24 protein-coding genes and 1 other RNA gene are annotated in these 23,659 nt (G+C 73.2%); 20 read left to right on the forward strand and 5 right to left on the reverse strand.

Translation table 11 applies throughout. From position 1 onward, the window contains the following. Positions 1-87 precede the first annotated feature (87 nt). From IEV86_RS04785 to ssrA, 19 genes are all read left to right on the forward strand, one after another. Positions 88-1,389 (forward strand): TadA family conjugal transfer-associated ATPase, encoded by a 1,302-nt coding sequence (locus tag IEV86_RS04785; protein ID WP_052426432.1) that lies wholly within the window; start codon positions 88-90, stop codon positions 1,387-1,389. A 2-nt stretch (positions 1,390-1,391) separates the two neighbouring features. Then, positions 1,392-2,249: a type II secretion system F family protein gene (locus IEV86_RS04790; protein ID WP_043608528.1), complete on the forward strand. Its 858-nt coding sequence runs from the start codon at positions 1,392-1,394 to the stop codon at positions 2,247-2,249. Continuing rightward, complete coding sequence (locus IEV86_RS04795) at positions 2,246-3,196, forward strand: type II secretion system F family protein (protein ID WP_229734467.1); 951 nt, start codon at positions 2,246-2,248, stop codon at positions 3,194-3,196. The genes IEV86_RS04790 and IEV86_RS04795 overlap by 4 nt, the downstream gene beginning before the upstream one ends. Before the next feature lie 33 nt (positions 3,197-3,229). Continuing rightward, positions 3,230-3,415 (forward strand): hypothetical protein, encoded by a 186-nt coding sequence (locus IEV86_RS04800; RefSeq protein WP_043608531.1) that lies wholly within the window; start codon positions 3,230-3,232, stop codon positions 3,413-3,415. A gap of 1 nt (position 3,416) precedes the next feature. Continuing rightward, a complete protein-coding gene (locus IEV86_RS04805; protein WP_043608533.1) occupies positions 3,417-3,815 on the forward strand; it encodes a TadE/TadG family type IV pilus assembly protein in 399 nt (132 codons plus the stop codon). After that, the gene (locus IEV86_RS04810) at positions 3,812-4,378 is read left to right on the forward strand and encodes a pilus assembly protein (protein WP_229734468.1); all 567 of its coding nucleotides are present in this window, start codon (positions 3,812-3,814) and stop codon (positions 4,376-4,378) included. Before IEV86_RS04805 ends, IEV86_RS04810 begins: the two co-directional genes overlap by 4 nt. A gap of 56 nt (positions 4,379-4,434) precedes the next feature. Beyond that, complete coding sequence (locus IEV86_RS04815; RefSeq protein WP_043608537.1) at positions 4,435-4,842, forward strand: pilus assembly protein TadG-related protein; 408 nt, start codon at positions 4,435-4,437, stop codon at positions 4,840-4,842. A 96-nt stretch (positions 4,843-4,938) separates the two neighbouring features. After that, positions 4,939-6,051: a peptide chain release factor 2 gene (gene prfB, locus IEV86_RS04820; RefSeq protein WP_043608541.1), complete on the forward strand. Its 1,113-nt coding sequence runs from the start codon at positions 4,939-4,941 to the stop codon at positions 6,049-6,051. A 59-nt stretch (positions 6,052-6,110) separates the two neighbouring features. After that, positions 6,111-6,845, forward strand: a complete 735-nt coding sequence (locus tag IEV86_RS04825; protein ID WP_043608543.1) for a class I SAM-dependent DNA methyltransferase — start codon at positions 6,111-6,113, stop codon at positions 6,843-6,845. A 250-nt stretch (positions 6,846-7,095) separates the two neighbouring features. Continuing rightward, positions 7,096-7,785 carry a cell division ATP-binding protein FtsE gene (gene ftsE / locus IEV86_RS04830; RefSeq protein WP_043608563.1) on the forward strand — a complete coding sequence of 230 codons (690 nt, stop codon included), beginning with the start codon at positions 7,096-7,098 and terminating at the stop codon, positions 7,783-7,785. Positions 7,786-7,797: 12 nt separating this feature from the next. Then, positions 7,798-8,712 (forward strand): permease-like cell division protein FtsX, encoded by a 915-nt coding sequence (gene ftsX, locus IEV86_RS04835; protein ID WP_043608547.1) that lies wholly within the window; start codon positions 7,798-7,800, stop codon positions 8,710-8,712. Positions 8,713-8,717: 5 nt separating this feature from the next. After that, complete coding sequence (locus IEV86_RS04840) at positions 8,718-10,118, forward strand: M23 family metallopeptidase (protein ID WP_043608550.1); 1,401 nt, start codon at positions 8,718-8,720, stop codon at positions 10,116-10,118. Between the two features lie 66 nt (positions 10,119-10,184). Further along, positions 10,185-10,655, forward strand: coding sequence for an SsrA-binding protein SmpB (gene smpB, locus IEV86_RS04845; RefSeq protein WP_043608552.1), 471 nt, complete (start codon positions 10,185-10,187; stop codon positions 10,653-10,655). Positions 10,656-10,730: 75 nt separating this feature from the next. Then, on the forward strand, positions 10,731-11,852 hold the full coding sequence (locus IEV86_RS04850; RefSeq protein WP_081978873.1) for a siderophore-interacting protein: 1,122 nt from the start codon (positions 10,731-10,733) through the stop codon (positions 11,850-11,852). After that, positions 11,849-12,931, forward strand: a complete 1,083-nt coding sequence (locus IEV86_RS04855) for a FecCD family ABC transporter permease (RefSeq protein WP_152605713.1) — start codon at positions 11,849-11,851, stop codon at positions 12,929-12,931. Before IEV86_RS04850 ends, IEV86_RS04855 begins: the two co-directional genes overlap by 4 nt. 155 nt (positions 12,932-13,086) lie before the next feature. Then, positions 13,087-14,139, forward strand: a complete 1,053-nt coding sequence (locus IEV86_RS04860) for a FecCD family ABC transporter permease (RefSeq protein ID WP_081978582.1) — start codon at positions 13,087-13,089, stop codon at positions 14,137-14,139. Further along, entirely contained in the window at positions 14,136-14,990 is an 855-nt protein-coding gene (locus IEV86_RS04865) for an ABC transporter ATP-binding protein (protein ID WP_052425988.1), read from the forward strand. Before IEV86_RS04860 ends, IEV86_RS04865 begins: the two co-directional genes overlap by 4 nt. Positions 14,991-15,143: 153 nt before the next feature. Continuing rightward, positions 15,144-16,184, forward strand: a complete 1,041-nt coding sequence (locus IEV86_RS04870) for an iron-siderophore ABC transporter substrate-binding protein (RefSeq protein ID WP_043604146.1) — start codon at positions 15,144-15,146, stop codon at positions 16,182-16,184. A 103-nt stretch (positions 16,185-16,287) separates the two neighbouring features. Then, positions 16,288-16,655, forward strand: a transfer-messenger RNA (tmRNA) gene (gene ssrA / locus IEV86_RS04875). Between the two features lie 84 nt (positions 16,656-16,739). Here the strand turns inward: ssrA and IEV86_RS04880 are convergent. The 5 genes from IEV86_RS04880 to IEV86_RS04900 form a co-directional block, all read right to left on the reverse strand. Next, positions 16,740-17,957, reverse strand: coding sequence for a Shedu immune nuclease family protein (locus IEV86_RS04880; RefSeq protein WP_043604147.1), 1,218 nt, complete (start codon positions 17,955-17,957; stop codon positions 16,740-16,742). Positions 17,958-18,071: 114 nt separating this feature from the next. Further along, positions 18,072-19,994, reverse strand: coding sequence for a hypothetical protein (locus tag IEV86_RS04885; protein ID WP_043604150.1), 1,923 nt, complete (start codon positions 19,992-19,994; stop codon positions 18,072-18,074). After that, complete coding sequence (locus tag IEV86_RS04890) at positions 19,991-21,019, reverse strand: hypothetical protein (protein ID WP_052425989.1); 1,029 nt, start codon at positions 21,017-21,019, stop codon at positions 19,991-19,993. The genes IEV86_RS04885 and IEV86_RS04890 overlap by 4 nt, the downstream gene beginning before the upstream one ends. An 81-nt stretch (positions 21,020-21,100) precedes the next feature. Beyond that, entirely contained in the window at positions 21,101-21,883 is a 783-nt protein-coding gene (locus IEV86_RS04895; RefSeq protein ID WP_043604153.1) for a hypothetical protein, read from the reverse strand. A 236-nt stretch (positions 21,884-22,119) separates the two neighbouring features. Further along, positions 22,120-22,533: a hypothetical protein gene (locus IEV86_RS04900; protein WP_043604156.1), complete on the reverse strand. Its 414-nt coding sequence runs from the start codon at positions 22,531-22,533 to the stop codon at positions 22,120-22,122. A 544-nt stretch (positions 22,534-23,077) separates the two neighbouring features. Here IEV86_RS04900 and IEV86_RS04905 point away from each other — a divergent pair. After that, positions 23,078-23,437, forward strand: a complete 360-nt coding sequence (locus tag IEV86_RS04905; protein ID WP_043604159.1) for a hypothetical protein — start codon at positions 23,078-23,080, stop codon at positions 23,435-23,437. Positions 23,438-23,659: the final 222 nt, after the last annotated feature.

Genomic DNA, 23,659 nt, shown 5'->3' on the forward strand with positions numbered 1-23,659 from the left:
CTGTCCGATTCGCCCCGACTCGTCCTCGTGCTCCCCTATGCTCGGCGACCGTGCGGGGGGCCCGCATCGTCGGACGCGGGGGGACACGTGGTCGCTTCAGGCACGCCGGGAACCACTCGGGCGGTCGGCACGGCCGGCGCGCGGGACGCCGTCGTCCAGCTCGAGCACGACGTCCGTGAGCTGGTCCGGCGCCGCGGGATCGACCCCGTGCGGGACGTCGCGTCGCTCGAGGCGCTCGTCGGCGCCGTCCTGGCCGACTACGACGACCGAGCGCTGCGCGGGGACGTGCCGCAGCTCGAGGACGCGGGTGCCGCGCGCCGTGCGCTGCACGACGCTGTCGGCGGTCTCGGGCCGCTCCAGCAGTACCTCGACGACGACGAGGTCGAGGAGATCTGGATCAACTCCCCCGCACAGGTCTTCGTGGCGCGCCACGGGCGACCCGAGCTCACCACGACGATCCTCACGCACGACCAGGTCCGCGAGCTGGTCGAGCGCATGCTCCGCGTCTCGGGGCGGCGGCTCGACCTGTCGAGCCCGTTCGTCGACGCGTCGCTCCCGGGCGGCCAGCGCCTGCACGTCGCGATCCCCGACGTGACGCGCGACTCCTGGGCCGTGAACATCCGCAAGTACGTCGTCCGGGCCACGCGGGTCGACGACCTCGTCGCGCTCGGGTCCTTGACCCCGGCCGCGGCGCGCTTCCTGCACGCGTCCGTCGTCGCGGGGCTCAACGTGCTCGTGTCCGGCCCGACGCAGGCCGGCAAGACGACGATGCTCAACGCGCTCGCCGGGTCGGTGCCGCCCAGGGACCGTGTCATCACGTGCGAGGAGGTCTTCGAGCTGCAGGTCCCCGTGCGCGACGTCGTCTCGCTGCAGTGCCGCCAGCCGAACCTCGAGGGGACCGGGGAGATCACGCTGCGCCGCCTCGTCAAGGAGGCGCTGCGCATGCGCCCGAGCCGCATCGTCGTGGGCGAGGTGCGCGAGGCCGAGAGCCTCGACATGCTCATCGCGCTCAACGCGGGCGTGCCGGGCATGTGCACCATCCACGCCAACAGCGCGCGCGAGGCGCTGACCAAGCTGTGCACCCTCCCGCTCCTCGCCGGGGAGAACGTGTCGGCGGCGTTCGTCGTGCCGACGGTCGCGTCGGCGGTCGACCTCGTCGTGCACCTGGACGTCGACGCGGACGGCCGGCGACGCACGCGCGAGGTGGTCGCCGTGACGGGCCGCGTCGAGGCCGGCGTCGTCGAGACGGCCGACGTCTTCCGCGAGCGCGACGGCCGGCTCGTGCGCGCCGACGGCTTCCCGCCCCACCCCGAGCGCTACGCCCGCGCCGGGATCGACGTCGTCGCGATGCTCGTCGGCGCGCACGACCACGCGACGGCGGGGGCCTGAGGGTGGGCGTCGTCGCGGGTCTGCTGCTCGGTGCGGGCCTCTGCCTCGTGCTGTGGTCGTGGACGTCCCCTCCGCCCGCCCGCACGGGGCGCAGCGCCTGGTCCGAACGCACGACCGACCTGCTCGTGCAGGCCGGCGCGTCCGAGGTGAGCCCCGGCGCGCTCGTGGGGGTGAGCGTCGGGCTCGGGGGCGCCGTCCTGGTCGTCGTGACGGCCCTGACCGGCGCGCCCGCGGTCGGCGCGGCCTTCGCGGCGCTGGCCGGGTACGGGCCGACGGCGCTCGTCCGGTCGCGCGCGCGCCGACGCCGCGCCCAGCTCCGTGAGGTGTGGCCCGAGGTCGTCGACCACCTCGCGTCGGGCATCCGGGCCGGCCTGTCGCTCCCCGAGTCCGTCGCACGCCTGGGCGAGCGCGGGCCGGCGCAGCTCCGCCCCGTCTTCACGGCGTTCGCGGAGGACCACCGCGTGACGGGACGCTTCTCCGAGTGCCTCGACGCGCTCAAGGCACGGCTCGCCGACCCGGTCGCCGACCGGATCGTCGAGGCGCTGCGCCTGACCGCCGACGTCGGCGGCACCGATCTCGGCCGGCTCCTGCGCGCGCTCTCGCAGTTCCTCCGTGAGGACCTGCGGACGCGCGGCGAGCTGGAGGCGCGGCAGAGCTGGACGGTCAACGCGGCCCGGCTCGCTGCGGCCGCCCCCTGGCTCGTCCTCGCGCTCCTCGCCTCCAGGCCCGAGGCGGCCCGGGCCTACGACACACCGGCCGGTGCGCTCGTGGTCGTCGGCGGTGCCCTCGTGACGGTCGTCGCGTACCAGGCGATGCTGCGGGTCGCGCGCCTGCCCGAGGATGCGCGGGTGCTGCGGTGACCGCGCTCGTGCTCTCGTCGCCGACCGCGACCGGAGCCGCTGTCGGTGCGGTCGCGGGGCTCGGCCTGTGGCTCGTGCTCGCCCGGGTCGCCGCCCGGCGGCCCTCGCTCGACAGCCGCCTCGCGCCGTACCTGCGGCCGCGACCCACCCGGTCGTCCTTGCTCACGGTCAGCGCGGCGCGCACGCCCTTCCCGGTGGTGGAGCGCCTCCTCGCCCCCGTGATGGCGGACGCCGTGCGGGTCGCCGAGCGCGTGGGCTCCCCGTCGTCCGACGTGCGCCGGCGCCTCGTCCGCGCGGGACGGACGCAGAGCGTCGAGCAGTTCCGTGCCGAGCAGGTGGTGTGGACGGTCGTCGGCGCCGCGGCGGGCCTCGGGCTCGCGCTCGTGCTCGCGGCGACGCGCGGGACCGGGACGGCGGCCGGCACGGCGCTCGTCGCGGTGTGCGCCCTGACCGGTCTCGTGTGCCAGGACCAGCTGCTCACCGCCCAGGTGCGGCGCCGCGAGCGCCTGCTCCTCGCCGAGCTGCCCACCGTGGCGGAGCTCCTCGCGCTCGCCGTGACCGCAGGCGAAGGTGCGCTCGGTGGGCTCGAGCGCGTCGTCCGCACCGCGCGCGGCGCGCTGGCCGCCGAGCTCCGCACGGTCGTGGCCGACGCCCGGTCCGGCACGAGCCTGCCCGTGGCGCTCGACCGGCTCGCGGACCGGACGGGCGTGGTCGCGCTCGCGCGCTTCTGCGAGGCGGTCTCGGTCGCGGTCGAGCGCGGGACGCCGCTCGCCGACGTGCTGCGTGCCCAGGCGCAGGACGCACGCGCCGCGGGGCGCCGCGAGCTCATGGAGACCGGTGGGCGCAAGGAGCTGGCGATGATGGTCCCGGTCGTCTTCCTCATCCTGCCCGTGACCGTCGTCTTCGCCGTCTTCCCGGGGCTCTTGGCCCTGCGGATGGATCTGTGACCGGCCCGGACGGGCACCCGATCGAGGAGAGACATGACACCGCAGCGCACCGCACGACCCGCCCGACCCCGCCTCGACGACCGGGGGGACGTGCCCGGCTGGGTCCTCGTGACCCTGATGACGGCGGGCCTCGTGATCGCGCTCTGGGCGGTCGCCGGCCCTGCGCTGACGGAGACCTTCGACACCGCGATCTCCCGCGTCACGGCGGTCAGGCCCTGACGTGCGACCCCGGGACGCGCGGACGGTCCACGACGACGCCGGGGCGGCGGTCGTCGGCTTCGCGCTCGTCGCGGCCCTCACGACCGTCCTGTTCGCGGCGCTGCTCCAGCTGACGCTGGCGATGCACGTCCGGACGACGCTCGTCGACTGCGCCGCCGAGGGCGCGCGCCACGGGGCGCTCGCCGACCGCACGCCGGCAGACGGCGCCACGCGGACCCGCGAGCTCATCGCGATGTCCCTCGCCGAGGGCTACGCGGACGACGTGACCGCGACCCGCACGACAGTCGACGGGCTGCCTGTCGTCCGGGTCACGGTCCGCGCGCCGCTGCCCGTCGTCGGGCTCCTCGGGCCGGGCGGGGTCGTCGAGGTCGACGGGCACGCGCTCGCGGAGCTCCCGTGAGGCGCGGCGGGACGAGAGGCGCCCTGCCTCAGCGGCGCGCGAGGGCGGGGCGGGCGCTCGACCCACGTCCACGCGGGGACGGCGGCGCCGCCGAGCCCGCGCGCGCCGACGTCGCGCTGCCCGCACCCCCGCGCGGGGACGACGGCAACGCCGTGCTGGAGTTCATCGGCGCCTCGCTCCTGCTGCTCGTGCCCGTGGTCTACCTCGTCCTCGTCCTCGCCGCGGTCCAGGCGGCGACGTTCGCGGTCGACGGCGCCGCACGCGAGGCCGCACGCGCGGTCGTCACCGGTACGGCGCACGGCGAGCAGCGCGCGGTCGCGGCCGTCGCGCTCGCGTTCGACGACCAGGGCCTCGACCCGGCGACCGCAGCGGAGGCCCTCACGATGCTGTGCGACCCGGACTGCACCTCCGCCGGCTCGCGCGTCACGGTCGAGGTGGAGACCGAGGTCGACCTGCCCGGTGTGCCCACCTTCCTCTCCGGTGTCGTCCCCGTCTCGATCCCCGTCGCGGCCCGGCTCACCGCACCCGTCGACGACTTCCGCGCACCGGACGGCGCGCCGTGAGGGCGTCCGGACGCGGGCTCTCCCAGCCGAGACCACGCGGAGAGGACGGACAGGTCATGCTCCTGTCGATCGGCTACGTCGTCATCGCCCTGCTGCTCGTCACCGCCGTCGTCTCGGCGTCCGCGGTCCACCTCGAGCGCAAGCGCCTGCTCGCCCTCGCCGACACCGCGGCGCTCGCCGCCGCCGACTCCCTCGACGACCCGGCCTACTACGCGCGGCCCGGCGAACCCGGCGAGCACCTCGTCCGGCTCACCCCGGACGGCGTACGCGACGCCGTCGACGACCACCTCGAGGCGTCGCCGTCCCACGTCGCCGGGCTCGCCGTCGTGGGGACGTGGACCGACGGGCGCACCGCCGAGGTGACGCTCACCGCGGTGTCCCGGCCACCCCTCGTCTCCTGGGTCACGGCGGCCTGGTCGGACGGCATCCGTCTCGAGGCCACCGCCCGCGCCCGTGCCGGCTGACGGCTGGCGACGCTCACCCGGCCATGTACCCGCGCCGCCGTCGGCCGCCCTCGCCGCGCGGCCGTACCGCCCACCCACGCGGTAGCCTCGACCATCGTGGCTGCCACCGACTTCCCCGCCGAGATCGCCGCCCTCCGGAGCACCCTGGGCACCATCCGCGCGGTCAGCGACCCCGACGCGCTGCGCTCGCGGATCGCCGAGCTGTCCGAGCAGGCCAGCGCCCCCGACCTGTGGGACGACACCGACGCCGCCCAGAAGGTCACGTCCGCCCTCTCGCACGCCCAGAGCGAGCTCGAGCGCATCGAGACGTTCGACCAGCGCATCGAGGACCTCGAGACGCTCGTCGAGATGGCGCAGGAGGAGGACGACGCCGACACGCTCGCCGACGCCGAGAACGAGCTCGTCGCCATCAAGAAGGACCTCGGCGCGCTCGAGGTCCGCACCCTGCTGTCGGGCGAGTGGGACGAGCGCGACGCCGTCGTCACCATCCGCGCGGGCGCGGGTGGCGTGGACGCGGCCGACTTCGCCGAGATGCTCATGCGCATGTACCTGCGCTGGGCCGAGCGCCACGGGTACGGCACGACCGTCATGGACACGTCCTACGCCGAGGAGGCCGGCCTCAAGTCGGCGACCTTCGAGATCAAGGCCCCCTACGCGTTCGGCACGCTGTCCGTCGAGGCCGGCACGCACCGCCTCGTCCGGATCTCGCCGTTCGACAACCAGGGCCGCCGCCAGACGTCGTTCGCCGCCGTCGAGGTCGTCCCGCTCATCGAGGGCACGGACCACGTCGACATCCCCGAGAACGAGCTCAAGGTCGACGTGTTCCGCTCGTCCGGACCCGGCGGGCAGTCCGTCAACACGACCGACTCCGCGGTCCGCATGACGCACATCCCCACCGGCATCGTCGTGTCGATGCAGAACGAGAAGTCGCAGATCCAGAACCGCGCCGCCGCGCTCCGCGTCCTGCAGTCGCGCCTGCTCCTGCTGCGCAAGGAGCAGGAGGCCGCGCAGAAGAAGGAGCTCGCGGGCGACGTCAAGGCCAGCTGGGGCGACCAGATGCGCTCCTACGTGCTCCAGCCGTACCAGATGGTCAAGGACCTGCGCACGGAGCACGAGGTCGGCAACCCGTCCGCGGTCTTCGACGGCGACATCGACGGCTTCATCGAGGCCGGCATCCGCTGGCGCCGGAGCCAGACCGCCGAGAGCTGACGCGGCACCCGCTCGCCCGCGCGTCGCCGCCGGCGGGCGGACCGCACGAGGAGGACGCCATGGGCCACGCGCTCTACGACCACCTCGCCGAGTGGTGGCCCGTCGTCTCGCCCGTCGAGGACTACGCGGCGGAGGCCGCGTGGATCCGCACGCTCCTGCCGCGTGCGGCCGACGGCGGCCCGCCCCTGGTCCTCGAGCTCGGCAGCGGCGGCGGGCACCTCGCGCACCACCTCGCGCCGCACGCGCGGCTCGTCCTGACCGACCTCTCCGAGCCCATGCTCGACGTGTCGCGCGCCCTCAACCCCACGCTCCCCCACCACGTCGGTGACATGCGGACCCTGCGCCTCGACGTCGTCGCCGACGCGGTGCTCGTGCACGACGCGATCGCCTACATGCGCACGCGCGTGGACCTCGCCGCGGCGCTGCGTACCGCGTTCGTCCACCTGCGGCCGGGCGGCACCGCGGTCCTCGTGCCCGACGACGTCGCCGAGACGTTCACCGGGGCGACCGACCTCGAGCAGCACGACGCTCCCGACGGCCGCAGCATGCGCCTGCTCGTGTGGTCCTGGCGCCCCGACGACGACGCCGAGGAGGCCCGCGACGAGTACGTCCTGGCCCTGCGGTCCCCCGCCGGCGAGGTGACCGTCCACCACGAGACCCACCGGACGGGCCTCTTCGCGACCGGCACCTGGCTCGCGCTGCTGCGCGAGGCAGGGTTCGAGGCGCACCCGGTGACCGAGGTCACGGGCGACGACCGCCCGCCGCGCACGGCGTTCGTCGCGACGCGCCCCTGACCTGGGCGCGTGCACCGCGGGCCCGCACCGCACCACGGTCCGCACCCGCGGACCCGCGCCGCGACCCTGCGCCCCGCCCTCGGCCCGCCCGGAATGCCCGGACCGTCCCGGTCCTGACGCCCGCCGCCCGAGATCGCCCGCGCCGCGCGGCGTGTCACGTCCCGGTCGTCCCAGGTGGCGTCCGTACCCTCCGAGCAGGACGGGCCCCGTGCCCGCCCGCGACCATGCCCCCGACGACTGGCCGAACCTCGTGATCCGATTCGAGAACGTGACCAAGGTCTACGCACGCGGCGCCCGCCCGGCGCTCGACGGCGTGGACCTCGAGGTCGAGCGCGGCGAGTTCGTCTTCCTCGTCGGCGCGTCGGGCTCGGGCAAGTCGACGTTCCTGCGCCTCGTGCTCCGCGAGGAGCGCCCGACGGCCGGCCAGGTGTTCGTCGCGGGCAAGGACCTGTCGACCCTCTCGACCTGGAAGGTGCCGCACCTGCGCCGCCAGATCGGTGCGGTGTTCCAGGACTTCCGCCTGCTGCCCAACAAGACCGTCTTCGAGAACGTCGCGTTCGCGCTCCAGGTGATCGGCAAGCCGCGGCACCACATCATGCGGACCGTGCCCGACACCCTCGAGCTCGTCGGTCTGGGCGGCAAGGAGAAGCGGCGCCCGCACGAGCTGTCCGGCGGTGAGCAGCAGCGCGTCGCGATCGCGCGCGCGTTCGTCAACCGCCCCTCGATCCTGCTCGCGGACGAGCCGACGGGGAACCTCGACCCGACCACGTCGGTCGGGATCATGCGGCTCCTGGACCGGATCAACCGCACCGGCACGACCGTCGTCATGGCGACGCACGACGACGAGATCGTCGACCAGATGCGCAAGCGCGTGATCGAGCTCGACACCGGGCGGATGGTCCGCGACCAGTCGCGCGGCGTCTACGGCTCGGCGCGCTGAGGGGGACGACCGATGCGACTGCAGTTCATCCTGTCCGAGATCGGCCTCGGCCTCCGGCGGAACCTCTCGATGACCGTCTCGGTCGTCCTCGTGACCTTCGTGTCGCTGACGTTCGTGGGCGCCGCGGGCCTGCTGCAGATCCAGATCGACCAGATGAAGGACGACTGGTACGACCGGGTCGAGGTCTCGATCTTCCTGTGCCCCGAGCAGTCCGAGCAGCCCACGTGCGCGGGCGGCGAGGTCACGGACGAGCAGCTCGACGCGCTGCGCGCCGAGCTCGAGGGCCCCGCGCTCGAGCCCTACGTCGAGCAGGTGTACTTCGAATCCAAGGAGGACGCCTTCGAGGCGTTCCAGGAGCGGTACGCCGACGAGTGGTGGGCACAGGGCGTCACGGCCGACCAGCTCCAACCCTCGTTCCGCGTCGCGCTCGTCGACCCCGAGCAGTACGAGGTGGTCTCGGACGTCTTCACCGGCAGGCAGGGCGTCGAGGACGTCCGCGACCAGCGGCAGGTGATCGAGCCTCTCATTCTCGTGCTCAACCGCGCGACGCTCATGTCCGCCGGCCTCGCGGCCGTGATGCTGCTCGCCGCCGTCCTGCTCATCACGACGACGATCCGCCTGTCGGCCATGAGCCGTCGCCGCGAGACCGGGATCATGCGGCTCGTCGGCGCGTCGAACCTGTTCATCCAGCTGCCGTTCATGCTCGAGGGCGCGATCGCGGCGACGCTCGGGGCCGCGATGGCGGTCGCGGGCCTGTGGTTCGCCGTCACGTACCTCGTGGAGGACTGGCTCGCCCAGTCGGTGCAGTTCGTCGACTACATCGACGCGAGCGCGGTGTGGACGATCGCCCCGCTCCTCGTCGTCGTCGCGATCGGGCTCGCCGCGATCTCATCCGTCGTGACTCTGAGCCGATACACGAAGGTGTGAGGACCATGACCGCTCCCTCGTCCCGGCGGCGTCGCCGTCTGCGCGCCGCGCTCGTCGCGGTGCTCGCCGCAGCGACCCTCGGGACGGGCGTCCTCGCGCCCGCGACGGCCGACGACCTCGAGGACCAGCGCCGCGCGGCCGAGGAACGGCAGCGCGCCAACCAGGGTGCGCTCGAGGACATCCAGGCGGACATCCACGAGACCGACACCGCGCTCGCGCAGGCCGAGGCCGAGCTCGCGAACATCCAGGCCCAGATCCCGGGCGCGATCGCGGCCCTGCAGGCCGCGGAGGACGAGCTGGCCCGCCTGCAGCGCGAGGCCGCCCTCATCGCGGAGCGCCTCGTCGTCGCCGAGGACGAGGAGGCGTCGATCTCGAGCCAGATCGACACCGACGCCGACCGCGCCGACGACATCCGCGTCGCGATCGGCCAGATGGCCCGCGACGCCTACAAGGGCGACATGGCCGCGTCGACGCTGTCGGCGGTCCTCGACGCGCGGACCACCGAGGAGTTCGTCCAGCAGTCCGAGCTCGCGTCGACCGCGCTGCGCGCGCAGACGCAGGCGCTGCGCGACCTCGAGCAGCTCAACGGGGTCAACCGCAACCGCCAGGCGCGGCTCACCGCGGTCCGCGAGGAGATCGTCGTCCTCAAGGCCGAGGCCGACGCCAAGGTGGTCGAGGCCGAGCAGGCCCGGGCCGCCGCCGAGGCGGCCAAGGTCGCGCTCGAGGAGCTGCAGGCCGCCGAGCAGCAGCGCGTCGCCGCGATCGAGGCCAAGCGTGCCGAGCAGATGGCCAAGCAGGCCGAGCTGGCCGCGCAGCAGCGCCAGCTCGAGTCCGACCTCCAGGCGATCATCGCGCGCCAGGAGGAGGAGCGACGCCGCCAGGAGGAGGAGCGCCGCCGCCTCGAGGAGGAGCGCCGCCGCGCCGCCGAGGAGGCCGCCCGCAACAACCAGCCGGCGCCCCCGCCCGTCGCGGCGCCGCCGTCGACCGACACGTCGGGCAGCAGCCCCCTGAGCTGGCCGTCACCCATGAACCCGCCGTACATCACGTCGAGCTACGGCTGGCGCCTGCACCCCGTGCTCGGCTACCGCAGGCTCCACGCGGGCACGGACTTCCGCGCCTACTGCGGGACGCCGATCATCTCCGCCGGCGACGGCAAGGTGGAGTGGGCGTACATGCGCGGCGGCTACGGCAACCAGGTCATGATCAACCACGGCTACCACAACGGGCAGTCGCTCATGACGAGCTACAACCACCTGTCGAGCTTCGCGGTCCGCTCGGGGCAGTGGGTCTCGCGCGGGCAGGTGGTCGGCTACTCGGGCACGACCGGGACGTCGACGGCGTGCCACCTCCACTTCGAGGTGTACGTCAACGGCGGGACCGTCGACCCGATGAACTGGCTGCCCTGACCCGTCCGCCCGCCCGCCCCGCATAACCGGGCGACCGGCGCACCGGGCCGCGTCTAGCCTTGTCCCATGGCCAAGGAGACCGGACGCAAGCTCGTCGCGAGCAACAAGAAGGCACGTCACGACTTCCACATCGACGACACCTTCGAGGCGGGCATCGTGCTGACCGGGACCGAGGTCAAGGCCCTGCGCGCGGGCCGCGCGTCGCTCGTCGACGGGTTCGTGTCGATCGACGGCGGGGAGGCGTGGCTCGAGCGCGTCCACATCCCCGAGTACACCGAGGGCACGTGGACCAACCACGCGCCCCGCCGCAAGCGCAAGCTCCTCCTGCACCGGCGCCAGATCGAGGAGCTCGACCACGAGACGCAGGCCAAGGGCCACACGATCGTGCCGCTCGCGCTGTACTTCGTCGACGGCCGCGCCAAGGTCGAGATCGCGCTCGCGCGAGGCAAGAAGGAGTACGACAAGCGGCACGCGCTCCGCGAGCGCCAGGAGCTCCGCGAGGCCCAGGCGTCGATGAGCCTGCGCAAGCACGGCTGACCGTCGGCCCTGTGATCCGGGTCACTCCCGGGTCACGTGGTTCAGATCACGGCGAGGCGGCGTTAAGGTAAGGCAATGCTTACCTCCGCCGGGACCCAGCAGGCCGCGCAGGCCGACCGGGGCGCGTCCGTCGCCGCCTCCGCGACCGCGCACGCCGCCCCCGCGCAGGCGGCCGCCGCGCCGGATCACGCCGCGCCGGATCACGCCGGCTCGGCTCATGCCGAGCGGGTCTACCCCGCGTACCGCCCGTTCGACGTGACGGTGCAGCGGCTGCTCCCGCTGAGCCCGCACTTCGTCCGCGTGACCTTCACGGGCCCGGACCTGCACCTGTTCGGCACGGCGTCGCTCGACCAGCGGATCAAGCTGATCCTCCCCCACCCCGACGGCCGGATCTGCGACGTCGGAGCGGCGGACGAGCAGGCGGTGCTCGACGGCTCCTGGTATGCGACGTGGCGCGCGATCCCCGACGGCGAGCGCAACCCGTTCCGCACGTACACGGTGCGGTCGATCCGACCCGAGCGCCGCGAGCTCGACATCGACATGGTGCTGCACGACCCGGAGCCCGGCCACGCCGACGGACCCGCCGCGGCCTGGCTGCGCCGCGCCGCCGTCGGCGACCGGCTGTGCGTCGTCGGGCCCGACGCCCGCACGCCCGACCCGACGGTCGGCCTCGACTGGCGCCCCGGTGCGTCGCGCCACCTGCTGCTCGCGGGCGACGAGACCGCTGCCCCCGCGATCTGCAGCATCGTCGAGTCGCTGCCCGAGCACGTGACGGCGCAGGCCTTCGTCGAGGTGCCGACGGGTGCGGACATCCTCAACGTCTACCCGCGCGGCCGCTCGCAGGTCGCGTGGCTCGCGCGCGACGCCGGGTGCGAGACCGCCGAGGGGTTCCACGCGATCGCACCGCACGGCGAGATGCTCGCCCAGGCCGTCCGCTCGTGGGTGCCGCGGCACATGAGCCACGTCGCGGGCGCCGTCGGCCCCGTTCCCGAGGAGCTCGAGGACGTCGACGTCGACACCGAGCTGCTGTGGGACTCCCCGGTCGACCCGACGACGGGCGACTTCTACGCCTGGATCGCCGGGGAGGCCGGGACGGTCAAGCTCATCCGCCGCCACCTCGTCAGCGAGGTCGGGGTGGCGCGGGCCAACGTGGCCTTCATGGGCTACTGGCGTCGCGGCCGCGCCGAGGCGCAGTGACCGCAGCCGCGGCCAGCGGCTCCCCCTCGACGGACCGGTCCGCGCGGCGCTCACAGCTGCGCAGCCGCGCGCGCGGGCGCGGGCTCGTCGTACGCGGCGCCGTGCTGGCGGTGGTCCTGGTGGGGGCGGTCGCGGTGAGCCTCATGGTCGGGGCGCGGACCACGAGCCCGGGGACGGTGCTGACGGCGCTGCTCGACCCCGCCGCACTCGGCGGGCCGACCGCGCCCGACGTCGTCGTCGTGACCCAGCTGCGCATCCCCCGGACGGTGATCGGGCTCCTCGCGGGCGCCGCGCTGGGCCTGGCGGGCGTGGTCATGCAGGGGGTGACCCGCAACCCGGTCGCCGACCCGGGCCTGCTCGGGATCAACGCGGGCGCCGCCTTCGCGGTCGTCGTCGGGCTGAGCGTCGTCGGCGTCACGTCGTTCGTCGGGCTCGTGGGCTTCGCTCTCGTCGGTGCGCTGGCGGCCGCGACCCTCGTGGCCGGGATCGCCGTCTCGGCGAGGACCGGGTCCGCACCCGCGCTGCTCGTCGTCGCGGGCGCCGCGGTGACGGCAGGACTCACGTCGCTGACGACGCTCGTGCTGCTCGGCGACGCCGCGGCGCTCGACCGCTACCGCTTCTGGACGGTGGGGTCGCTCACGGGCCGCGACCTCGACACCGCGCTGCAGCTCGCGCCCGTCGTCGCGCTCGGTGCGGTCGTCGCACTGCTCCTCGCACGCGCGCTCGACGCGCTGGGCCTCGGTGACGACGTCGCCCGGGGCCTCGGCTTCCGGCTCCTTCCGACGCGCGCCGCGGCGATCGGCGCGATCGTCCTGCTGTGCGGCTCCGCGACGGCGCTCGCGGGTCCGCTCGTCTTCGTCGGGCTGCTCGCCGCCCACGGGGCGCGCGCGCTCGTCGGGACCCGTCACTCACGCCTCCTGCCCGTCGCGGCGGTGTCGGGCGCGTCGGTGGTCGTGCTCGCCGACGCTCTCGGACGCGTCGTGGTGCCGCCGGGCGAGCTCGAGGTCGGCATAGTCGTCGCGGCGCTCGGCGCCCCGCTCCTGATCGGGCTCGTCCGGTCCCGGCGGGTCGCGCTGTGAGGGCGCGGTCGGTGGGCGCGGACGCGGCGCGGAGCACCGACGGCGCGGCCGGGAGGCCGGCCGTTCGCGGCGGTGGGGCCTCCGCCGCCGACACGGTGGCGGCGGACGTGCGCGTCGCCGGCCCCGCGCGCCCGCGCGCGGTCGAGGATGTCGCCATGGCGGCCGGGGTCGAGGGTGCGACGACGGGGCGCACCACGGTCGACGACCTCGCGCGCCTGCGCGCCCACGACCGACGCCGGGCCACGGTGGTCCTCGGCGCGCTCGGCGTCCTCCTCGCGGGGCTCGCGCTCGCCGCGCTGTCGCTCGGCGCCGTCCCCCTCACGCCCGCCCAGGTGGTCGCGGCGCTCGGCGGCGAGGGCAGCACGTTCGTCGTCACGGGGCTGCGGCTGCCGCGGCTCGCGCTCGCCGTCGCGGTGGGCGCCTCGCTCGGGCTGTCGGGCGCGCTCCTGCAGTCGGTCGTGCGCAACCCGCTCGCGAGCCCCGACATCGTCGGCCTGACCGGTGGCGCGAGCGCCGCGGCGGTGCTGGCGATCGCGGCGGGCGCGACGGGTGTCGCGGTCGACGGCGCGGCGCTCGTCGGTGCCGTGGGTGCCTCGGTGCTCGTGTTCACCCTGAGCGGTCGAGGCGTGACGGGGACCCGGTTCGTCGTCGTCGGGGTCGCGGTCGCGTTCCTCGCGCAGGGCGTGCTCGGGTACGGCCTGACGCGCGCGAGCCTGAGCGAGGCCGAGCAGGCGTTCTTCTGGCTCGTGGGCAGCGTCGGGTCGGCGCCGTGGGGCGACGTCGCGCGCGTCGCGGTGGTGCTCGCGGGCGCCGCGGCGGTCCTTGCCGTGGGGCGGCGTCCGCTCGCGGCGCTCGCGCTCGACGACGACACCGCCCGGGCCATCGGTGGCCGACCGGTCGCGACGCGCGTCGGGGCCATCCTCGTGTCGAGCGTGCTCGCGGCCGTCGCCGTGGCGGTGGCCGGACCGGTCGCGTTCGTGGGGTTCGTCTCGGGTCCGATCGCTCGGCGCCTGCGCGGGCACGGCCCCGCGCTGGCGACCGCGGCACTGGTCGGGGCTGCGGTCGTCGTCGGCGCGGACCTCCTCGCGCAGCACGGCGTGCCGGGGACGTTGCGGCCGCCCGTCGGCATCGTCACCGGTGCGCTCGGTGCACCGGTCCTCGTCTGGCTGCTCGTCCGAGGCGAGCGACGCAAGGAGTCCCCCGCATGAGCACCGCCCGTCCCGTGCTGCGCGCCGAGGGCCTGACCCTCGGCTACGGCAAGGTGCCCGTCGTCCACGGCGTCGACCTGACCGTCACGCCGGGCACGCTCACCGTCCTCGTGGGCGCCAACGCGTGCGGCAAGTCGACGCTCGTCCGGGGTCTCGCGCGGCTCCTGGCACCCCTGGCCGGCCGCGTGACGCTCGACGGGACGGACCTGGCGCGCATCCCGAGCCGGCGGGTCGCGCGGACCATCGGCGTGCTCCCCCAGTCGCCGGTCGCGCCCGACGGCATCCGCGTCGGCGACCTCGTCGCGCACGGGCGCTACCCGCACCACTCGCTGTTCCGCGGCCACCGCAGCGACGACGACGCCGTGGTCGCGGCGGCGCTGGCCGCGACCGACACCGCGTCGCTCGTGGACCGACGGGTCGACGAGCTCAGCGGCGGGCAGCGCCAGCGCGTGTGGATCTCGATGGCTCTCGCGCAGCAGCCCGACGTGCTGCTGCTCGACGAGCCGACGAGCGCGCTCGACGTCGCGCACCAGGTCGAGGTGCTCGACGTGCTCCGGTCGGAGGTGCGGGCGGGCCGCACGGTCGTGCTCGTGCTGCACGACCTGACGCTCGCCGCGCGCTACGCCGACGAGGTCGTGGTCATGGCCGGTGGGCGCGTGGTCGCGCGCGGCGAGCCGCGCGCGACGCTGACCGAGGCGGTCGTCGAGCAGGCGTTCGGCGTGCGTGCGCGTGTCCTCGAGGACCCGGACACGGGGCGGCCCGTGGTGCTGCCCCGCTCGTCGATCGGGTCGTCGATCGGGTCATCGGTCGCGTCGTCGTCCGCGACCTCGCCGGGCGGCGCCGACGGCTGATCCGGCGAGTTGGCAAGGCTTGCCTTAGTTAGGCTAGCCTCACCACGAGTCGATCATCCGGCTCGCGATCCGCACCGCACCCAGAACGCCGCAGCCGCGCGGTCCCCGTCGGGCCCCCGGGCCCGGGCGTCAGACCTCACCACAGGAGCCCCCGTGACCCCCGCACGCCGACGCCACGCCGCAGGCGCCGTCCTCGCGCTCTCCGCGCTCGTCCTCGCCGGCTGCTCGGGCGGCGCCGCCGACGACGAGCCGCAGGGCGAGGCCACCAGCACGACGGCGACCGACGACGACGCGTTCCCCGTCACGATCGAGCACGCGTTCGGCGAGACGACGATCGAGGAGGCGCCCGAGCGCGTCGTCACGCTCGGCTGGGGGGCCGCCGACGCGTCGATCGCGCTCGGCGTGACGCCGGTCGCGATCCCGTTCCAGAGCTACGGTGGCGACGAGGAGGGCGTCCTGCCCTGGATCCGCGAGACGCTCGAGGAGAACGGCAAGGAAATCCCGACGGTCCTGCCCGACGCGGGCGAGGACGTGCCTTTCGAGGAGGTCGACGCGGCCCAGCCCGACGTGATCCTGGCGCACTACTCCGGGCTGACCCAGGAGCAGTACGACACGCTCAGCCAGATCGCACCCGTGGTCGCGTACCCCGACGAGGCGTGGTCGACGCCGTGGCGCGACGTCGTCACGATCGCGGGCGAGGCTCTCGGCAAGCAGGACGAGGCGGAGGACGTGCTCGCGGGGATCGACGCCGAGCTCGCCGCGCAGCGCGAGGCACATCCCGAGTTCGAGGGCAAGACCCTCGCGGCGGTGTGGGACCTCGCCGGGACCTTCTACGTGTACGCCGACGAGGACCCGCGCGTCGAGTTCATGCTCGACCTCGGCTTCGAGAACGCCCCCGCCGTCGACGAGCTCGACACGGACGAGTCGACGTTCTACTTCACGCTCAGCCACGAGCGGCTCAGCGAGCTGACGAGCGACGTCCTCGTCGTCTACGGCACGACGCAGGAGGAGGTCGACGCGTTCCTCGGCGCCGGCTACGCCCAGGTCATGCCGCAGGTCAGCGGCGGGGCCATCGCTCCCGTCGTCGGCACCGAGCTCATCGCCGCGACGTCCCCGCCCACCGCGCTGTCGCTGTCCTGGGGCCTGGAGGACGTCGTCGCCGCGCTCGCCGAGGCGGCCGCCGGGACCGCCTGACCGGCGGGAATACGTGTGACGGTGCCGCCGTTGTCACGTACGCTGGACCTGCTCGGTCAGTCGCCGCCCCTCGGGACGGTGCCGGGTGGTTGACAACTGCACAGGGGGTGATCGGTTTCGACGATGGTCGTCGATCCAGGTGAAGCGGGTCGAGGATGCAAGGTCATCTCGTCAACGCTCCTTGCAAACCAATAGGTGCCGATTCCAAGCGCACCGACTTCGCACTCGCCGCCTGAGCGAGTCCCGGAGTCCGTCAGCCTGAGCTAGCTTCCGTCTCAGTTCCTGGCGTCATCTAGGAAGCCACTGCTCGTAGCCCATGTCACCGGGGCTGCGGGGACTCTCAGGTGACTGAGCCCGTCAGCGACTCGTCTGCGTGATCGCTGGGGCCGAGAAAATCAGCAGCAGACTGCACCCGGAGAAGCCCTGGTTCACTGCCGTCGGACGCGGGTTCGATTCCCGCCACCTCCACCGCGAGGTCTTCGTAGATTGCGGAGACACTCTTCGTAGATTGCGCTGAGGCCCGTCCCCTTCCCGGGGGCGGGCCTCAGGTCTGCTCTAGGAGGGATCGCGGGCGTCTTGTGCGAGGTCCACGAGCCACTCGGCCCGTGCCAACAGCTCGTCGAATGTGATGATCTCGGGCTCAAGCAGTTGCCGTCGGAAGAGCTCGAACGAGGTGAACTTCGCAGGGTCGTGCCCACCGGCTTGGCCGATGAACTGACCTAGGTCTCCGACGATCAAGAAGCTGCGCGGACGAAGCAGGTAGGTGTACTCGCCTGGGACCTCACTGCCATCCTCCGCAGTCACGGGGAGCCGCTGACCGATCTGAGCAACCGCCCGCTGAACGGTGCCCTGGACCTGGGCCACACCGCCGGACACCTCTCGAGAGACTGACCAGCACCCTGGTCGGTACTCCCGGTCGAGCAGCGGAGTCGCGTGCGTCTTGATCTCGGCGAAGACAAGCGACCTCACGCGTCCCGCCGTCTTGAGAAGTGCGTCTGCACGCTTCCCCGGGCCAGCGATCGACGCGCCAGCTACGACCTGCTCGAGTCTGGCCGAGTCGAAGCCCGTGAAGAGTTGGGCACCGAGGGACACACCGAGAACCCAGGGGTTGCTCTCGAGGAACTCCTGCCAGACCCGCTCCGGGCCGTGCAGCCGCGTCGCCTCGTCATCGAAGAACTCCCGGTCGCTCAGCAGCCGTCGGAACCTCGTCACCTGCTGCCGCCGGTGCGTGATGGCGATGACATCGCGAGCACTCGCGTCCGAAGTGATCATCGCTCGGAAGGCGTCTCTGCGGTCTTCGTAGAGCCTGCCCAGCAAGTCGGGATCCGCGAAGACGTCCCGGAGTAGGTCGTCATCTACACGGATGCGCTCCGCGTCTGCCTCCATGGGGACGCTGGCAAGGGAGCACATGAACTCCGCGAAGCGCATGGCGTCGTCCCGCTTGAGGTTCAAGACCTGGCTGGTGCGACCATCGGTGCCCGGGGCGGGCACCCTCTGGATCCAGAGGTCCTTGATTTGGCCGGCCTCCCGAGCGAGGAGAACCTTCACTTGGTACCTACCGCCGGGGACGTCAGTGACCGTGTACTCGTCACCATCGACAGTGATCTCAGACTCCGTAGGGACGTCGAAGACCCGGTAGACGAAGCGTGCGGGCGTCCCGTAGTCCCTGGACTCTGGCTGCCCGATCTCGAAGCTGCGCGAGGCATACGTACGACCGGGACGGCGTCCCTGAGCGTAGAAGGTCTCGTCGTCGAGCCCGGACCCGCCAGACACGGTGCCTCCTCTCCCCGCCGTTCGAGTCAGCCCACCAGTTGAGAGCCAGCAAGGGAAGGAGGCACACCGCGCAAGGTGTGCCTCCTTCCCTTGTGTCGAAAGCAGCATGCTGGCTCATGCCGCGCTGGCCCCGACCTCCCCGGTGATGGTGACGGCCTCGGCGGGCTGCATGAGGTGCACCTGGTCGATGGCCTCAGCCTCCTCCCTGGTGAGGTTGCGGAAGCCCCAGTCCGGCTGGTCGGGCTGCAGCAGAGGGTGGTCGGCGGGGCCGAGGCCGGTCTCGGCGTGCCACATGCGCAGCTGCTCCTCGTTGAACACGGCGACCTTCACGGCTGCGACCAGCGTGGCCATGGCCAGCCCGGGCAGGCGGTTCTGCCCGCGGCGCAGGCGCTGGCGGCTCGGGTTCTTCAGGATCCCGAACGTGCCCTCGACGAGCGTGCGGCGGTTCGTCTTCTTCTTCCATCGGCGGGTGCCGACGTACTCGCGCTGGGCGATCTTCCGCTGGTGGTTCGGGTCGACGAGGTCCGGTGTGAAGTCGATCGACTTCTGGATGCAGCAGGGCCGGTCCCGCCAGTCGTCCGGCGGGGTGATGAGCGGCAGCTGGTTGCGGATGGCGACGTCGACCGTGGCCGGGCGCGCGTAGCAGCCGACCCGGCCGGCCTGGGCGGGGCAGACCCACTTGGTCTCGCGGTCCGTGCCCAGGCCGGGCTGCTTGCGGTCGAACGCCCAGTGGTCCTTGAACGCCTTGGAGGCGGTGTGGATCTCCTCCCACCGGGCCGGGTCGGCGTTGTCCTCGGGCAGGGGGCGCTGCTGCATGGGGGCCGTCGGGCAGTGCAGCCACGCGTGCTGCATCTGTGCGCCCTGGATGTCCACGGTCTTGTGCTGGTCGCTGCGAAGGCGCAGCGCCTGCTCGATGCCGCGTTGGGCCAGCGGGTACGCCCACCGGTCCGCGCGGAGGTTGGAGTACAGCAGGTCCCCGAGCAGGAGCTTGAAGGGGTGCCGGGCGCGGATCCGGTCGATGAGGTCCAAGGACGCGTCCACGACGTCCGCGTTGGCCGGGGTGAGGACGAACCCGTCGACCAGGAGCGGCTCGGACCTTGGCGGGGCGTCGAAGTCCGGGACCCGGACGATGGTGTGCTGGTGGAGGCCGTACCCGACCTCCTTGCGCCCGTCCTTGCCGGTCTTGTACCCCCAGGCTCCGTCGCTGAAGGCGACGCGCAGGGCAGCCGGGACGGCCTGCTGCTGTGGTGCGGTGTTGCCGTCCTCGTCGACCTCGATGCCCTCGACGACCAGGTCGTCGATCTGCTCCTTGGTCCTGTCACGGGCGGCCTGCTCCAAGGACCGCTTGGCGCGCGCTCCGCCCCGGTCCCACGCCCACTGGCCGGTGGCGTCGATCGCCCACGACGCCCCGCTCACCCGGGGGACCGTGGTGGCGACGATCAGTGCCTCGACGACGTCTCCGATAGTCTCGGCGCGGCGCGCGCGCTCGTCCGCCTCAAGGTTGGGGGCCGACCCGATGCCGTAGTCCCATCGCTGACGCAGGTGGCGGGTCGCGTTGTGCAGGTCGTCGTAGCTGACCTCCTCGGCCCCGTTGGGGAACACCCGCTTGCGCTGCTTGCCGTTCTCGACCAGCGCCGGGGCGAGGATGCCCGGCACAGCGCCCTTCGGGTGGCGGGCGGTCGACTTCGTCACCCGGGGGCGCAGGACCCCCAGGGCCCACTGGGCTTCACGGTCGACCGCCTCGGTCAGGACCTCGTGCACTCCCTTGACCGTCGTCTCGTAGCCGAGGCGGGTGCACAGGCTCAGGCCGATGAGGAACAGCCGGACGTTCTCGCGCAGATTCCCCTTGCGCCCCCGGGCGCCCTTGGCCCGCGGCGGCACGAGGAGGTCAACGACTCCGCTGCTGTCGATCACCCAGACCGTCCGGGCGATGACCTCCGGGCGCAACCGCTTGTCGCTGAGCTTGGTGATGAAGTGTTCGGCATCGCCATCGGGCGTGGCCGCATCCGTGGCGAGCAGGTGCAGGTTCGCGCTCACCGGGCACCACCACCCCGGACCACGTCGCGACCGGTGGCCAGCATGCCCTTGGCCTGCAGCCACAGCTCGGTGTGCGGGAGGACGTCGACCAGCGTCCGGGCGGACTTCAGCCCGGCCGCCTGGAGGATGACGGCCAGAGGGATGGCGTCGGTCATGAGGTCCGCGAGCCATGTGGCGCGCATCCGGGACGCCTCGATGTGCGGGACCTTGTACAGGGCCGCGTCCTCGATCACCCGTGCCGCAGTGTTGCGCCGCCCGATTTCCTTGCCGATGAGCAGCTCGTCTGCCCCCCGGCCCGCGATGGCGCCGCGCAGCAGGTCCTCCGCGACGCGGCGGACCTGCACGACTCGCGGGCGCGTGCCGTGAAAGGCCACGCTCAGCCCGTCCTGGCCGTGGTCGACGATGTCCCTGACGTGCAGGTCGCGCAGGTCGACCGAGTCCGCACCAGCGCCGAACCCGAGTGCGACGACCGCACCGAGCTGCTGACACTTGCGCGCCGTGGGCTGGGTGCGGGCCGCGCGCAGGATGGTGCCCCGCTCGGCAGGGGTGTACGGAGCCTTGATGGAGTCATACCCGACCGGGCTGAGCCTGGCCGGGACCGTCGGCCCCGGGTTGGCGGTGCTCGCCACGCACAGCAGTCGGCGGCGCCGCTCCAGGCGGTTGTCGGGACTGTCCGTCGCCATCCCCCGACTGACGTAGTGCTCGATGTTCTCCGCGGTGAGGACCTGGTCCACCGTCAGGGCAAGGCCTTGTGCGTCGGAGAACACCGCCAGGGCCGTCAGGTGCCGGCAGTGCTTGCGGATGCTCTCCTCACCGGTGAGGTTGCTGAGGCGAAGCGCCTCGGCCAGGAACGGGCGGATCGGCTGCGTGCTGGATCCGTACCGGCTGATGTCGAACGAGGCGACGATGGTCGCCGCCGTCGACGACAGCGGGCGGGGCGCGGCGGCCTGAGCCTCGGCTGCCTGACGCTGGCGCTGAGCTTCGGCCTTGGAGACCCTGCGGCGCGGGGTGCTCTTGGTGGACATCGGTGGTATTCCTTCCTGCCGGGTGGGTGCTGGCAGGAAGGAACGGTGACCGGGTCCGCCTTCGCGGCAATGGCCGCACACTCACCCCCGCAGGAGGTCCCGGTGCTCCGGCTCGGGAGCCTCAGGGAGCCGGCCGGCGAGGACCACGGCGAGGTCCAGGTCGCGCCGTGTCAGGCGGTAGGACTGCATCAGCCGCGCCGCCGGCTGCAGCTCGGCGAGGGCCTCGTACGTGGCGGCCGCGTCCAGCTCCGCCCGGGTGATCGGCCGGCCCTGAGAGCGCGCGTACTCCCGCGCCGATGCCCACACCGCTGCGGGCAACGACGAGTTGCCACCCCGCCGACGTCGCCTCGCGTCCTTCCACGCGGCTGCCAGAGCCCCCGCACCGCGTCGGGTAGCCGGATCCGGCGCAGCACCACTGGGGATCATGCGAGCGAGGTCCTCGAGGACCTCCGGCTGGATGCTGCTCTCGAGGCGTTCGCCGTCGGCGCGGCGCGGCTTGCGCCAGGGCACCCCGCGGTGCGTCGCCTGCAGACGCCGGAACCGGCCGCGCTTGTTCTCGACTGTGCCACCGGCGGCACCGCCTGCCAGCAGCGCCGTGTCGTAGCTCGCCAGAGTCGTGTCGGAGAGCGCCTGGCCCAACGTGATCTCCACGCCGGTCGAGACCAGGTGCCGCACAACATCGCCGATGAGCTCAAGGTCCTTTCGCGCGCGTCCCTCATTGGTCGGCCCCGCACGCAGGGCAAGTTCGACGGCTTCCCCGCGCACCAGATCCCACGTGAGCGGGGAGACCGAGGTCGGCTGGTACTCCTCCAGGCGGGCGCGGACACGCGAGGCCGAGGCATCGGTGGCAGAGGGCGTTGTCATGCCCGTGCACGGTCCGGCGTTCAGCCATCACGTCAACCAGCCGCACGCCCTCCGCCACGTACCGGCCAGGAGGACCTGATGGTGCCACTGGTCAACGACCGGGATCGGGTGCCCCTTCAACGCCTCTTCGGATGATCACTCGCGCCGGGCCACCACATCGCCGAGTCCATCGGAGCTCTACGCGCCTCATTCGTGGTGCAGCCTGCACCCGCGGCCAGCGGCCCGCTGGACGCCCCTCAGTCGTTCCCCCGCGCGGCCAGTTCACGGCGCAGCGCTCGCACCAGCGCGGTCGACTCCAGCCAAGCAGCGGGTTCAAGATCAGCAATGCTCCGCCCAGTGAGCTCCCAGGCAAGCCTCTCCCCTGCCACCTCATCCCCAGAGGCGTCCGCGAGCACCACGGCCCACAGGGAGGTCAGCACCGCGGAGGTGTAGAACTCCTCCGCGCGAGCCGACAGGAACGCCACCACGTTGCGGAGATGCGCCGTCGACATCTCCGCGATCCGTAGCGGCACCGCCTGCGCCGTCACCCACACGACAGCCTGGTCGAGTACGGCGAGGTTCAGGGTTCCGGGCTCGCAGGCAGCGGCCCACTCCGGCACCCAGGAGTTCTCCTGCGCTTCGCTGTCCATGGTCTGCACGGTGACGGTCACCGGACCGTTGGCAGTGGCCTGGGCCTTCGCACGCCGGCACCGCGGACCCGGTTGCCGCGCGGCCGGGGGGCCGCAAGACCTCCTCCCCTTACGAGGACGACACGCACGGCCTCGCTTCAGCGCACTGCGCTGACCCGCCCGCCATTGGTGCCGACGGCTTCACGCGGCGAGGCGTGCGGTGATTGCCGACCCGCCGGGCGCCCCGCACGGTCGGCCCCGTCAGCACGGCACTGCACCTTGAGAACTCCACAGCGGAATGCACAACGACGCGCACACGAGCCGTCCAACCGTCACCCGGCCCGCACGAGAGGAGGTGATACGGCGCGGACCGGACGACTCAGGTCGGCGGCATCCCCGGGGACGCCGGTGCTGGTGGAGGGGCCTCCCAGAGAGGAGGTGATACGGCACGGCCCAGCCACCAGCACACGGCGTCATCCGCACTTGCGACACCCGACTCGCCGCCAACGGGGTACGTCGAGCGCTCCGGCGCTCCGCACGACAGGTCGGCACCCCGCCGGCCTGCGTGTCCAACCCAGGAGGTCCAGTGACCACCACCACGAACCCCGACAGGATCGAGCCCGTCCGGGACGACGAGTACGCCGTCCCCCTCACGGGACTGCGTCGCACCCGCCACCTCACGCGTCTGCTCGAGATGCGCGACATGTTCGCCCGGCTGTCCACCGAGCGGTACTGCCACAGCCTCGACGACTCCGGGGACGTCTTCACCCTCATGGCCAACGTCGAGGAGGAGATCGCCGTCCTGTACCCCGACGTCCACGCCGCGCTTTTCCCGACCTGGGTCAGCCAGATCGGCGAGGCCGGCCACGAGCCGGGCCAGTACAACCCGCGATGCGGCATCTGCCGCGCGCACCCACGGGGCGCTCCCCTGCGCCCCGCTGCATGAGCCCAGCGCCGCCACCCGACCCCGGGTGGCGGCGCGCTTCCCGCGCCGGCCCTTCCCGTACGCGCCGAACGGGTGACGGTCACCGCAAGCGTTGCCGGCACACGCCAAGATGGGTCCGTGGCCCGAACCCCTGGCAAGCTGACCCTCCCATTCCAGAACGGCCCCTCGGTGCTCGATTTTGGGCGAAGCAGCGAGCGTCCGGCGCTGTACGGAGGTGCAAGG

The sequence above is a fragment of the Cellulomonas carbonis genome, assembly GCF_014636275.1.
Classification (GTDB): domain Bacteria; phylum Actinomycetota; class Actinomycetes; order Actinomycetales; family Cellulomonadaceae; genus Actinotalea; species Actinotalea carbonis.

Excerpts from the sequence above, each read along its gene's own strand:
- IEV86_RS04800 (WP_043608531.1), top strand. The coding sequence starts at position 3,230 with ATGACACCGCAGCGCACCGCACGACCCGCCCGACCCCGCCTCGACGAC.
- IEV86_RS04815 (WP_043608537.1), top strand. The coding sequence starts at position 4,435 with ATGCTCCTGTCGATCGGCTACGTCGTCATCGCCCTGCTGCTCGTCACC.
- IEV86_RS04825 (WP_043608543.1), top strand. The coding sequence starts at position 6,111 with ATGGGCCACGCGCTCTACGACCACCTCGCCGAGTGGTGGCCCGTCGTC.
- ftsX (WP_043608547.1), top strand. The coding sequence starts at position 7,798 with ATGCGACTGCAGTTCATCCTGTCCGAGATCGGCCTCGGCCTCCGGCGG.
- IEV86_RS04840 (WP_043608550.1), top strand. The coding sequence starts at position 8,718 with ATGACCGCTCCCTCGTCCCGGCGGCGTCGCCGTCTGCGCGCCGCGCTC.
- smpB (WP_043608552.1), top strand. The coding sequence starts at position 10,185 with ATGGCCAAGGAGACCGGACGCAAGCTCGTCGCGAGCAACAAGAAGGCA.
- IEV86_RS04850 (WP_081978873.1), top strand. The coding sequence starts at position 10,731 with ATGCTTACCTCCGCCGGGACCCAGCAGGCCGCGCAGGCCGACCGGGGC.
- IEV86_RS04860 (WP_081978582.1), top strand. The coding sequence starts at position 13,087 with ATGGCGGCCGGGGTCGAGGGTGCGACGACGGGGCGCACCACGGTCGAC.
- IEV86_RS04865 (WP_052425988.1), top strand. The coding sequence starts at position 14,136 with ATGAGCACCGCCCGTCCCGTGCTGCGCGCCGAGGGCCTGACCCTCGGC.
- IEV86_RS04890 (WP_052425989.1), bottom strand. The coding sequence starts at position 21,019 with ATGTCCACCAAGAGCACCCCGCGCCGCAGGGTCTCCAAGGCCGAAGCT.
- IEV86_RS04895 (WP_043604153.1), bottom strand. The coding sequence starts at position 21,883 with ATGACAACGCCCTCTGCCACCGATGCCTCGGCCTCGCGTGTCCGCGCC.